Raw genomic sequence first — 12,271 nt, forward strand, 5'->3', positions numbered from 1 at the left:
GGCGACTTCAAAGACGGCCTAATATGCGTTATCAATTGTCCCCGCGTCGAATCAGCATGAAGCATTTGCTCCCCAGCACCGCCCTCGCTCTTTTCATCGGTATCGGCCTGTTGCCGATGTCGGGCAAAACATTCGCAGCCAACAGCTGGGACAACTTGCAGCCTGACCGCGACGAAGTGATCGCCAGTCTCAACGTCGTCGAGTTGCTCAAGCGTCACCACTACAGCAAGCCGCCGCTCGACGATGCGCGCTCGGTGATCATCTACGACAGCTACATCAAGCTGCTGGACCCGTCGCGCAGCTACTTCATGGCCAGCGACATCGCCGAATTCGACAAGTGGAAGACCCAGTTCGACGACTTCCTCAAAAGCGGCGACCTCAACGCCGGGTTCACCATCTACAAGCGCTATCTGGACCGCGTCAAGGCGCGTCTGGACTTCGCCATTGCGGAGCTGAACAAGGGCGTCGACAAGATGGACTTCACCACCAAGGAGACCCTGCTGATCGATCGCAAGGACGCCCCTTGGCTCAAATCCACCGCTGAACTCGACGACCTGTGGCGCAAACGCGTCAAGGACGAAGTGCTGCGGCAGAAGATTGCCGGCAAGGATTCCAAGCAGATCCAGGAAACCCTGACCAAGCGCTACAAGAACCAGCTGGCGCGTCTGGACCAGACCCGCGCGGAAGACATCTTCCAGGCGTACATCAACACCTTCGCCATGTCCTACGACCCGCACACCAACTATCTGTCGCCGGATAACGCGGAGAACTTCGACATCAACATGAGCCTGTCCCTCGAGGGCATCGGCGCCGTGTTGCAGAGCGACAACGATCAAGTGAAAGTCGTGCGTCTGGTGCCGGCAGGTCCGGCCGACAAGACCAAGCAGGTCGCACCGGCCGACAAGATCATCGGCGTTGCCCAGGGCAACAAAGAGATGGTCGATGTGGTGGGCTGGCGCCTCGACGAAGTGGTCAAGCTGATCCGCGGCCCGAAAGGCACCGTGGTGCGCCTGGAAGTGATTCCGGCCAGTAATGCGCCGAATGACCAGACCAGCAAGATCGTGCCGATCACCCGTGAAGCAGTGAAGCTTGAAGACCAGGCGGTGAAAAAATCCGTGCTGAACCTGAAACAGGACGGCAAGGACTACAAGCTCGGCATCATCGAGATCCCGGCCTTCTACCTCGACTTCAAGGCGTTCCGTGCCGGTGATCCGGACTACAAGAGCACCACCCGTGACGTCAAGAAACTGCTGACCGAACTGCAGAAAGAGAAAGTCGACGGCGTGGTCATCGACCTGCGCAACAACGGCGGCGGGTCCCTGCAGGAAGCCACCGAGCTGACCAGCCTGTTCATCGACAAGGGCCCGACCGTCCTCGTGCGTAACGCCGATGGCCGCGTCGACGTGCTTGAAGATAAAAACCCGGGCGCGTTCTACAAAGGCCCGATGGCCCTGCTGGTCAACCGCCTGTCCGCCTCGGCTTCGGAGATTTTCGCCGGCGCCATGCAGGACTACCATCGCGCATTGATCATCGGTGGCCAGACCTTCGGCAAAGGCACCGTGCAGACCATTCAGCCGCTGAACCATGGCGAGCTGAAACTGACCCTGGCCAAGTTCTACCGGGTTTCCGGGCAGAGCACCCAGCATCAGGGCGTGCTGCCGGACATCGACTACCCGTCGATCATCGACACCAAGGAAATCGGCGAGAGCGCCCTGCCGGAAGCCATGCCGTGGGACACCATCAAGGCGGCGATCAAACCTGCGGTCGATCCGTTCAAGCCGTACCTGGCGCAGCTCAAATCCGAGCATGACGCACGCAGCTCCAAGGATGCCGAGTTCGTGTTCATCCGCGACAAGCTGGCCCTCGCGCAGAAGCTGATGGAAGAGAAAACCGTCAGCCTCAACGAAGCCGAACGCCGTGCCCAGCACGCGGACATCGATGCCAAGCAACTGGCGATGGAAAACATCCGTCGCAAAGCCAAAGGCGAAGAGCCGCTCAAAGAACTGAAGAAAGAAGATGAAGACGCGCTGGCGGCGGCCGAGCCGGACAAGGTCAAACCCGAGGACGACGCCTACCTGAGCGAGACCGGGCGCGTGCTGCTGGATTACCTGAAGCTGAGCAATCAGGTGGCCAAGAAGTAAGATGATGGCAATTTAGTGGTGACGCTCCCCGGAGCGTCATCAAACAGTCATCATTCTGTCGTGAAATAAAGGACTGGGAGCGCCTCTTCAAGCAAGAGCGCTCCCAGTCCTTTTTTTATCGCCAGAGATTGCCATGACCACGACCGAACAGCTGAGTGCCTTGAGCTCGATCCTGACTCAAAGCGGTTTGCACAGCCTGTTCCAGCCGATCATCTGTCTCTCCGAGCGTCGCATTCTCGGCTACGAAGCCCTCACCCGCGGCCCGTCCAACAGCCCTCTGCATTCGCCTATCGCGCTGTTCGCGGTGGCGCGTCAAGCCGGCCGCTTGAGCGAACTGGAGATTGCCTGCCGCCAGTCTGCCTGCCGTCGTTTCAACGAACAGCAACTGCCGGGCAAGCTGTTTCTCAACGTATCCCCGGAGTCCCTGCTCGAAGCCGCGCACCAACCGGGACGAACTCTGCAACTGCTGCAGGACTTCGGCATTCCGCCGAGTCAGGTGGTGATCGAACTTACCGAACAGACGCCGATCGACGATTTCCAGTTGCTGCAAACCGCCCTGCATCACTATCGGGCGATGGGCTTTTCGATTGCGCTGGATGACTTGGGTGCCGGTTATTCGAGCTTGCGTCTGTGGTCGGAACTGCGCCCGGATTACGTGAAGATCGACCGGCACTTCATCGACGGCATTCATCAGGATGCGCTGAAGCGCGAGTTCGTCGGCTCGATCCTGCAAATCGCCAAGGCTTCGCGGGCGCAGGTGATTGCCGAGGGTATCGAGTTGCCGGAGGAACTGGCGGTGCTGACCGAGATGGGTGTCGATCTGGTGCAGGGTTACCTGCTCGGCCGCCCTCAGGAGCATCCACCCCGCGATGCCCGGGCATTGATGCCGAAACACGACAGCAGCACCGTGGTGCTGAATGACGAAGGCAGCGACCTCAGCGCCCTGCTCAACGAGCAACCGGCGGTGCATCGCGACACACCGACCGCCACGGTGCTGGAAGCTTTCCGCCGCCAGGCCAATCTGAACTCTCTGGCAGTGCTCGACGAGCAGGGCCAGCCGTGCGGCATCGTCCACCGGCATTCGTTGTCCGACGCACTGCTCAAACCATTCGCCACCGACCTGTTCGCACGCAAACCGATCAGCCGCCTGATGAACGACGACTTTCTCGCCGTGGAAATGAGCCAGTCGCTGCAACAGGTCAGCCGCCTGATCACCAGCCGCGCCCGGCAGCGCATCGAAGAAGATTTCATCATCACCCTCAACGGCGGATATCTAGGCCTCGGTCGAGTGATCGACGTGCTCAAACTGATCACCGAACTGAAAATCCAGCAGGCGCGCTACGCCAACCCGCTGACCCTGCTGCCCGGCAACGTACCGATCCAGCAATGCCTGACCCGCCTGCTGCAACAGGGCCGCGAATCGATCATCTGCTACGTCGACATCGACAGCTTCAAACCCTTCAACGACATCTACGGCTACGGCCGTGGCGACGAAGTCCTACTGTGCCTGGCGCAATGTCTGAACGAACGCGTCGACCCGTCCCGCGACTTCGTCGGCCACATCGGCGGCGACGACTTCCTGCTGGTGCTCGGCCCGGAAGACTGGCGCAAACGCCTCAACCAACTGCTCGACGACTTCCAGAGCCAATGCCGACGCTTCTATCGCCCGGAACACCTGGAGGCCGGCTGCTTCATCGCGCCGAATCGCCAAGGCGTGCGCCAGGAATTTCCGTTGTTGTCACTGTCCATCGGCGTCGTCCACCTGCATCCAGAAGCCTGCGCAGAACTGGACGCGAGTCAGCTGGCGGAGATGGCTTCGCAGGCGAAGCACCATGCGAAGAATGTTCCGGGGTATAGCGTGCATGTGATTGATAGCCTTGCTGCCGCTGACCTGCAACTGCCGCAACTGATTGGCCAGCGCTGATTTTCCACACAAAACAACCTTTGGATTGATATTCAGCTAGAGCTAGCTCATACAGATTTTTTTGACATTTCTCTAATTCTTAAGCCCTTAACTTTCTTGAAAAGACAACACAACCATTTTCCAAACCTGCAAAAATTGTCTAGATACAACTTCAGAAATTATCACAAGAGCACTTCACTCTAATTTTTTCCATTTTGCAGCACAGCTAGCACGTAATTTAACCATTCTTGGCCGGAAGCCCACTCATTCCAATAGCAGTAGTAGCAACTGAGTTTTCTTAACAAGTAGTCCCTTAACGCCAACTCATCTTTATTTTGACTCAGCAAGAATTGCAGCTCTTTACAGACAGAAAGTATTATTTCCGGATCGGAAGTTTGTAAGAAGTCAGCAATAATTTCATCGGGGGTGTCGTACTCTATTAGCCAGTCTTGATGAAAGTAGGCCCCAAAAAAGTCGTGAAGCTCTGGGAGTTCGTGATTCATAGCTCTGGAAATCCGGTCAGCAAAAAATATCCCAAAGGAAGTGTAGGGTCTTTTTTCAGAACTAGCAGGAGCTTTAGTGCCGACTGAGGATGTGTGGCACCATTGAGTAAACTCACTCCCACTGGCTGGTTGAGATGATGGGTGATAGTAGTCTTTCCTTTTTTGCTATTTAAAAAATCCTGCACCTTTTGCGTATTCACCCTCAAAGCCTCTGAAACAGCGGCCTCTGCTCCGGCGCGATCGGAAAATGTAGAAGCTGCTGGAATATGTGGCTCCGCCATTAATCTTTGGGCTAACTGCGCATCCGTTCTACCAATATGTTTGATTATCAGGTGTCCGCCCTGAGCCTCATGCGTAGCCAAGCCGCCACCTGGCACAATCTCGCTGTAAAGCCCATCAGCTTGTATTGCCCCCGGACACGGATTGCAAGCCAACCCCAACGGATCCACCCACCCCGTCGGATTCGGCGTGTACTGGTACTGGTTGAGTCCACCCGCCAACTTGATCGGATCCGGCGTCAGATACCGCCCCAACCGCGGGTCGTAATACCGATGCCGGTTGTAATGCAGCCCGCTTTCCGCATCGAAATACTGCCCCTGAAAGCGCAGCGGCTGGTCCAGGTAGTCCTCGCCAGCCAGGGTGATCGCCGCGACCTTGCCGTAGGCGTCGTATTGCGCCGACCAGACGATTTCGCCGCTGTAGTCGGTGAGTTCCTGCGGGGTGCCGAGGTGGTCGAGTTGGTAGTAGAACGGGCAAGCGCGTTTCGGGCCTTTGCCGTCGAGCAGCGCCAGGGGGCGGAAGGTGCCGGGTTCGTATACGTAGCTGCGGTAATGCGTCGAACTGCTTTCGGCGACGAGGTGGTCGCCTTGCCAGAAAAATTCGGTGGTCTGGCCGTCGACGGTTTTGCGGATGCGTCGGCCGAAGGCGTCGTATTGGTAGGACGCGGTTTGGCCGTCGGGGCGGGTCAGGCCGATCAGGCGGTGCTGGCAGTCGTAGCGGTATTCGGTGATCAGAAGTTGATCGCGGCCACGACGTTCTCGGATCAGGTTGCCGAAGGCGTCGTAGTCGTAATGGCGGTCGCCCTGCATCAGCAGGCGGTTGCCCTTGATCCGCGTGGGGCCGGGGCGGTCCTGCATCAGCAGGTTGCCGGCCGGATCGTGGGCGAAGGATTCCGGCAGTTCGTCGCGCGAGTGACGGACGCGGATCAAGCGGTCGAGGGCGTCATAGCCATAGGTGCGCTGGCCGTGGCGGCTGTCGGCAATGTGCTCAAGATTGCCGTTGGCGCTGTAGGCATAATCGCGGCGATACAGCGAGTCGTGCTGATGGCCTACAGCGTGGGCCAACAAACGGCCCTGCTCGTCGTAGGCATAGTCGCTGCGCAGCAGGCCTTGTTGCCGTTGTTGTTCGCGACCCGATTGATAGACGTGGCTGCTCAGCCGCGTGCCATTAAGATCGATGGCCGTCAGCGCGCCGCCCTTGACGTAGTGATAGTCGAGCTTGCTGTTGTCCGGCAGACGCTGGCGTTTGAGCTGGCCGCAGGCGTCATAGGCATAACGCAGGGTGCCCCAGCCCTGGTGCTCGGTGATCAGCCGATCCTGCCGGTCGTATTCGAAGGCCAGTGGATGTTGCTGGCCGTCATCGACCCCGGTCAAACGGCCCAGTCGGTCGTAGGTGTAAGCCACCTGCACCCCGTCGGGCAGGGTCTTGAGCAGCAGACGCCCGGCCGCATCACGCTCGTAGGCCGTGACCAGCGTCGAGCCGTCATCGCCGAACTCGGTCTTCTCCAGCAGGTGCCCGTTGCGGTCGTAGACGTAGGCGGTGCGCCGGCCGTCGAAGCCGGTTTCCTGTCGGATCAATCCGGTGGGCGTGTAGTCCAGGCAATACTTTTCCCCGGACTCGTTCTCGATTTCCGTCAGCAGCAATTGCGCATGGTCGTAGCGATACTGCACCCGCGTGCCGTCGGGGTTGATCTTGCGCGAAACCCGATGCAGGTCGTCGTCATACTCGTAGCGGGTGATGCGCCCGAGTTCGTCGCGCTCGGCCGTGACCTGGCCGTAGGCGCTGTAGCTGTAGGCGCGGGTGGCGCCGTCAGGCAACGTCGTCTGCAGCAGTCGGCCAACGGCGTCCCACTGCTGGCGGGTGATCGCACCATGTTCGTCCTGCGTCGTAGCCCGCCGCCCCAGCGCATCGTAGGAAAAGCGCCGCACTCCACCGTCAGGCAGGGTTTCCTCGATCAGTTGGCCGAGGTCGTTCCACGACAACGTGTGCCGGCTGCTGTCCGGGTAGCGGATCGACAGCAACTGCCCGCGCGTGTCGTAGTAGTAATGGGTGACCTGACCGTCGGGATCGACCGCCTCGGTGACATCGCCCTCGGCGTTGCGTCGGAACGTCCACACCGCCTCGCCGCGAGAACGGCTGTGCAGGAAACCGTTGCGGAACTCGTAGGACGTTGGCTCATCGTCCGGCGGAAGCAGCGCGATCAGCCGTCCGACGTCGTCGTAACGGTATTCGGTGACCGCGCCCAGCGGATCCTGCTCGGCGATCAGCCGGCCCTGATCGTCATAAGCCTTGAGGTGCTCACCGCCATCGGCCTCGACCTTGCGCACCAGCCGTGCGCTGTCATCGTGGACGTAGGTTTCTTCGCTGCCATCGACGTAGTGCACCGCGACACTGCCGTCATCGGCCCAGACGTAACGCGTGTTCATCTGCGCGAACGAGGCCCAATGGCGCACGCAACGCGCCGCCTTGCCCGAGCGCTGCCACTCCCAGAAAAAGCTCGCGCCGCCGGTCAGTTGCCGCTGCAGGATGACGTGCTGGTCGTCGTAGTCGTAACGTTCGCTGTCACCGACGGCGTTGGTCGCGGCCAACAAACGCTGACGGGCGTCGTAGCAATAACTGACCAGCGTTTGCTCGGTGCGCCAGCCATCAGCCTCGAACACCTGGTAATCAACTGCCACCAGATGCGCCCGGTCATAGCGCAACAACAGCGAGCGCCCGGCGCCATTGTCCAAGCGCTGCACACGCTCGGAAAAATCGCGATGCACCGTCAGACGATTGCCATACCCATCACTGACCGCGACCAACCGCCCGGCGCGAAAGTGATAAAACCGCGCCACATCCCCCGCCAGCGCGAGAATCAGTTCTTCCGGTTCATCCCCGAGAAAAATCGCCGCCCGCGACAGGCTGTTATGAATCTGCGGCCGCTCCACACTGGGCAACGGAAACCGCGTACGGCGGTTCTCGTGATCGACCCAGATCACCGCATCGCCATCGAACTCCAGCCGATGCGCCAGTGAATGGCTCCAGCCAAACCCCAGCCCGACATCGATCTCCACCGCGCTGGTGCGGTACAAGCGGGTGAACTCGAACGGCAGGCGCCCATCGAGCGTGCCATCCGTCAGGGTCAGCAATTCTTCACCGGTGACCATCGACACCGGACAGCCGTTGGTACAGGTCAGCGGCGCGCAATCGGCGCTGTCACCGTTGGGGTTTTTCGCTTGATCGGGAGCGTTATCGTGATGCTCGTTTTTCTTCAGGGCGGCATTGCGTTTCGCATCCCAGCGCAATTGCATGCGGCCCTTTTTCACCCCGGCGGCAATGCCCCGCGCGGCGACAGTTTTGTACTGGTCGACGTAATGGATGAACGTGTTGACGATGCCGAACATCGCCTTGACCAGGCGCTTCACAACCGAAAGAAGCTGGGCAGCGCGATCCGCCAGGCGTAGCGTCAGATAAGCGATCCCGGCGCCGGCCCCGACGAATGTCAACACAACGCCGATCAGCACATCGATCAGCACCTGCACGATCATCATCGACGCCGTTTCAGCGGTTTTGCCGGCGATCTGGCTGGGTGGCAGCATCTCCAGCCAGAGACTCGCACTGCGCAGCAGCAAACACAGCGCCGCCTCATCGCTGACCAGCAACTGCAGCTTCTGCATGACGTCCGGAGCTGATTCTGCGAGGCGGATCAGATCGGCCGCACCGCTTCCAAGGCGATCGGCAAATGCCCCTGGATCCTTGAGAATCTCCGACAGCATGCCGAGGCTGTCCCACACCCCCTCGATCGCCGCCCAGCTCCCGGCGAGCATGCCGTTGCCCGCCGCCGTCGCCACCGACTGTGACCACTGCGGCTTGAACTCCTGCCATTCGCTGCGCAGCCAGTCATCCAGCTTTCCAGTCAAGCCGTCGTAGGACTGGAACAGCGCCTCGATCTGCTCCGGGGTAACGTCGCTGTGCACCTGCACGCGATAGAACTTGCCTGGCGTACCGGCGAATGTTCCCCGGCCTTGCGCATCAAGTGCGACGGGGGAGATTTGGCCATCACCCACCGCCACCACATCGACCACGATGTCGCCCAGTGGAATGTCATACACCGACTCGAATTTGCTCTCGATCGCCAGCACCCCGCTTTTCGGGCACTGCACGACGCTGGAGGAAAACTCACTGTCACCCGTGCTGACCGCGGTGACGCGATCACCGAAGCGGATGACCCGCTCCATGCCCATCAGCGACGGCAGGTCCGCCGCGTGGCTGACCTGGTCGGCCGCTTTGCTGAACCAATACTCAAGCTGCTGGCGATAGAGGCTGAGGGAGTCGGGGAAGCTGTCGAGTTCCTGCTCGATACGGCTGACGGCTTCCATCAGCGCACGCGACGATGCGGGGTGGAATGAAAAACCGGGTCAAACATGAGCGTTCCCTCGCGCAAAAATTAGGCGCGGGGACTTTGCGGGGGATCAATCAGGAAAGAAGTCAGGCGAGTAGGCGTTTGCTGTAGGACTAATCTGCAAAAGACCAATTACTACAAAACGTATACCGATAAACGCAAACGTGGCGTGAGGTTTCCCTCACGCCACGTTTATCGAGCGATACAAAATGCTTTACCGGGTTTAATCCCGATCGCTCAACTCTTTGAGTTTGAGCTCGGCCAACGGGTGACCGGCCTTGGCCGCCAGCGTCCACCAGCGCGCCGCTTCGGTCGGATCCGGCGCCTTGCTCGGAGTACCGGCCAAGCTGATCACGCCGACCTGATAAGCCGCTTTGCCATCACCGGCGAGCGCCGCCAGACGCAACAGCCGCACACCCTCTTCGCGGGCACCCAGGCCAACCCCGCGAAACGTCAGAATGTGCCCATAAAAGCTTTGCGCGCCGACATCGCCGAGATTGGCCATGCGCGCAAACTGCCCTTCGAGCCAGCGCCAGCCTCTGGGCTGGCTGACAAACCACGACCAGTGAAACAGCCTACGGGCCAACCAGTAATTTGCCGACGCCTTGAGTCGTAAGAACACTCAGGCTTCCGCCGATTCCGGGTACTCGTATTCGAACACCCTGACCACTTCCGACGCATGCCAGGAGGCAGCCGCGACACCATCGGATGGCCCGGAAAAGCGCCCCAGACGTTCGACACACTCAAAAAAACCGGTACGTGGCAAACGGCTGGCACCCTGGCTGATCACCAGCGAACTGCGCAATGGCTGTTCAGCCTTGGCGTCGAGTGCGGCCAGATGCTCAAGTGCCGCGGTCAGCGTCTGCATCGCCGGCGTCGGCAGTTGCAAACGTTCGAGCAAGGCTCGATAGGTCAACAGATGGCGCTGCCTGCGCGCCTGATCCAGCTCCCCCAGCAATCCGTCCCAATGTTGACGACTGATGCGTACGCTCACGATTCATCCCTCCAACCGGGCACCGTCAGTTCCCAGGCCAGGCTGCGGCGAATCGCGGCGTCAGGCTGACGCTCGCCACTTTCAATCATGGCCAGATAAGACGGGCTGATGCCTACCGTGCGGGCCAGCGCCTCAATGGCGATGCCCTTCCCTTCGCGCAAACTGCGTAGTTGATCCAGACCTGGAAGAATCGGGTCCGGCGTTGCGACAGCGGGCGTTGGCGCCTGCTGCTGCGGTGTTTCGTTGATGCCTGCTGCTTTCAGTAGAGCCTGATACTGGACCCATGGCAGAACCGCATACTCGGGTTCGCCATCGCGTGCAATTATCTGAATATCCATGACTACCCCGTAGGACAACAACACTTAGCGAGTCGGCACTTTTCCCTAGAAGTGTAATCCTAACAGCGGCCAAGGTCGCGGGGGGTATCTATCTGTCTGCAGGCGGAGTGAATCAGGGCTTTTTCGGGCCCTGAAGCTGAAGTTGCTCGGGGGTGTCGGGCAGGCGCTCGACCACCGCGAGTTTTTCCGGCTGCTGCCGGTTGCGCCAGAGCCGAAAAGCATTGAGCTCATCATCGAGGGTTTTCATCAGCCAGGCCAGAACGGCGATGTCATCGAGCATACCGAACACAGGGATGAAATCCGGAATCGCATCCACCGGGCTGAGGAAGTACATCAGACCCGCCACCACCGAGACGATGGCTTTCGGGCTGATCGTCCGGTATTCGCCACGCCAGTAAGCCAGACACAACGCCTGGAGCAAACGCAGATCATCCTTGAGTTTGCCAAGCCGATTGCCTTGCGCCGCTCCTTTGCTCGCCACGGCGAACAACAGGGTCGGCAGACGCCCACGCGCCAGCAATCGACCGGCGAGGGGCAGAAATCGGGCGAAATTCCACGGCGCTTTCATCTATTTCTCCCGTTGAAATGTTATCCACACAAATTGTGGATAACCTTGTGAACAGAGCTGCATTTCAGCGCTGAAAGCCCCGTTTTATAAGGGCCGCGCTCAGATCGGGCGTTTTTTACTCACATAAAAAACCCCAATATTTCATTGACTTGGCGGCTCAGGACGTCTAGCGCTGGCGGCCTCAATCTCTAGGACTGCTGTAAGCGCCATCCGTTCGCTCTGTTTACCGCCAGCATTGTCCAGATGCAACAACGCCCCGCATAAGCGAGGCGTTGTCTTCGAAGCTACAGCCGATTACTTGGCGGCAGCGTCTTCTTTGGCTGGATCCTTGATGGCCAGCAGTTCCAGGTCGAAAACCAGAACCGAGTTGGCCGGGATTGCCGGGCTTGGCGATTGCGCGCCGTAAGCCAGATCGCTAGGGATGTACAGTTTGTACTTCTCGCCAACGTGCATCAGTTGCAGACCTTCAACCCAACCCGGGATCACGCCGCTGACCGGCAGATCGATCGGGCTGCCACGTTCAACCGAGCTGTCGAACACGGTGCCGTTGGTCAGCTTGCCGGTGTAGTGAACGGTCACGACGTCGGTAGGCTTGGGCTGTGGACCGTCGGCTTTCTTGACCACTTCGTACTGCAGACCGGAAGCAGTGGTGGTGACACCAGGCTTCTTGCCGTTTTCTTCGAGGAATTTCTTGCCAGCGGCTGCCGACTCTTCGCTCATCTTGGCCATACGCTCTTCAGCACGCTTTTGCAGTGCGGCGAAGGCTTCGACCAGTTCTTCATCTTTCAGCTTCTGTTCTTTCTTGCCGACGGCATCTTCGATGCCCTGGGCTACCGCTTTGGAGTCCAGATCATCCATGCCTTCCTGAGCAAGGCTCTTGCCCATATTCAGGCCGATACCGTAGGAAGCTTTTTGCGCCGGGGTTTTCAGCTCTACGCTGGTCTGCGAATCACAACCCGCGAGGACCAGGCTAACCAGGGCTACCGCCGCCGCCAACCGATGCTGTTTCATGCTATTTCCTTGTTCATGCGCCGAAAGGGCAATCGAGTAAAGCCGCGAGCTTATCAGGCCGCCACGACCAATGGCTACCGGCATGAGAGCAGGAAATGTCTGATAAGTTCAGGGATTAAAACGCATTCGGGCCTAGGGACGATGAAGCTT

General features: G+C 59.4%; 9 protein-coding genes. 2 read left to right on the forward strand and 7 right to left on the reverse strand.

Annotation, left to right across the window (positions count from 1 at the left end; translation table 11 throughout):
* Positions 1-56 precede the first annotated feature (56 nt).
* The gene (locus ACIP8I_RS18430; RefSeq protein ID WP_400762880.1) at positions 57-2,141 is read left to right on the forward strand and encodes a carboxy terminal-processing peptidase; all 2,085 of its coding nucleotides are present in this window, start codon (positions 57-59) and stop codon (positions 2,139-2,141) included.
* A gap of 133 nt (positions 2,142-2,274) precedes the next feature.
* Complete coding sequence (locus ACIP8I_RS18435) at positions 2,275-4,065, forward strand: bifunctional diguanylate cyclase/phosphodiesterase (RefSeq protein WP_400762882.1); 1,791 nt, start codon at positions 2,275-2,277, stop codon at positions 4,063-4,065.
* Between the two features lie 179 nt (positions 4,066-4,244).
* Here the strand turns inward: ACIP8I_RS18435 and ACIP8I_RS18440 are convergent, their stop codons facing one another.
* The 7 genes from ACIP8I_RS18440 to ACIP8I_RS18470 form a co-directional block, all read right to left on the reverse strand.
* The gene (locus ACIP8I_RS18440; RefSeq protein ID WP_400762884.1) at positions 4,245-4,547 is read right to left on the reverse strand and encodes a contact-dependent growth inhibition system immunity protein; all 303 of its coding nucleotides are present in this window, start codon (positions 4,545-4,547) and stop codon (positions 4,245-4,247) included.
* Positions 4,544-9,187, reverse strand: coding sequence for an RHS repeat-associated core domain-containing protein (locus tag ACIP8I_RS18445; protein ID WP_400762886.1), 4,644 nt, complete (start codon positions 9,185-9,187; stop codon positions 4,544-4,546). The genes ACIP8I_RS18440 and ACIP8I_RS18445 overlap by 4 nt, the downstream gene beginning before the upstream one ends.
* 246 nt (positions 9,188-9,433) lie before the next feature.
* On the reverse strand, positions 9,434-9,832 hold the full coding sequence (locus ACIP8I_RS18450; RefSeq protein ID WP_400762888.1) for a sel1 repeat family protein: 399 nt from the start codon (positions 9,830-9,832) through the stop codon (positions 9,434-9,436).
* A complete protein-coding gene (locus tag ACIP8I_RS18455) occupies positions 9,833-10,204 on the reverse strand; it encodes a hypothetical protein (RefSeq protein WP_003223109.1) in 372 nt (123 codons plus the stop codon).
* Positions 10,201-10,542 carry a helix-turn-helix domain-containing protein gene (locus ACIP8I_RS18460; protein ID WP_007966727.1) on the reverse strand — a complete coding sequence of 114 codons (342 nt, stop codon included), beginning with the start codon at positions 10,540-10,542 and terminating at the stop codon, positions 10,201-10,203. The genes ACIP8I_RS18455 and ACIP8I_RS18460 overlap by 4 nt, the downstream gene beginning before the upstream one ends.
* A 112-nt stretch (positions 10,543-10,654) precedes the next feature.
* Positions 10,655-11,110 (reverse strand): YkvA family protein, encoded by a 456-nt coding sequence (locus tag ACIP8I_RS18465; protein WP_007966726.1) that lies wholly within the window; start codon positions 11,108-11,110, stop codon positions 10,655-10,657.
* Between the two features lie 294 nt (positions 11,111-11,404).
* Positions 11,405-12,121: an FKBP-type peptidyl-prolyl cis-trans isomerase gene (locus tag ACIP8I_RS18470; RefSeq protein WP_007966725.1), complete on the reverse strand. Its 717-nt coding sequence runs from the start codon at positions 12,119-12,121 to the stop codon at positions 11,405-11,407.
* Between the last annotated feature and the right edge of the window lie 150 nt (positions 12,122-12,271).

This window comes from Pseudomonas sp. NPDC088414, assembly GCF_044753325.1.
Taxonomy (GTDB): Bacteria; Pseudomonadota; Gammaproteobacteria; order Pseudomonadales; family Pseudomonadaceae; genus Aquipseudomonas.

What these genes read in the sequence shown, in the direction of transcription:
- ACIP8I_RS18465 (WP_007966726.1), bottom strand. Translation starts at nt 11,110, where the DNA reads ATGAAAGCGCCGTGGAATTTCGCCCGATTTCTGCCCCTCGCCGGTCGA.
- ACIP8I_RS18430 (WP_400762880.1), top strand. Translation starts at nt 57, where the DNA reads ATGAAGCATTTGCTCCCCAGCACCGCCCTCGCTCTTTTCATCGGTATC.
- ACIP8I_RS18460 (WP_007966727.1), bottom strand. Translation starts at nt 10,542, where the DNA reads ATGGATATTCAGATAATTGCACGCGATGGCGAACCCGAGTATGCGGTT.
- ACIP8I_RS18435 (WP_400762882.1), top strand. Translation starts at nt 2,275, where the DNA reads ATGACCACGACCGAACAGCTGAGTGCCTTGAGCTCGATCCTGACTCAA.
- ACIP8I_RS18440 (WP_400762884.1), bottom strand. Translation starts at nt 4,547, where the DNA reads ATGAATCACGAACTCCCAGAGCTTCACGACTTTTTTGGGGCCTACTTT.
- ACIP8I_RS18470 (WP_007966725.1), bottom strand. Translation starts at nt 12,121, where the DNA reads ATGAAACAGCATCGGTTGGCGGCGGCGGTAGCCCTGGTTAGCCTGGTC.
- ACIP8I_RS18445 (WP_400762886.1), bottom strand. Translation starts at nt 9,187, where the DNA reads ATGGAAGCCGTCAGCCGTATCGAGCAGGAACTCGACAGCTTCCCCGAC.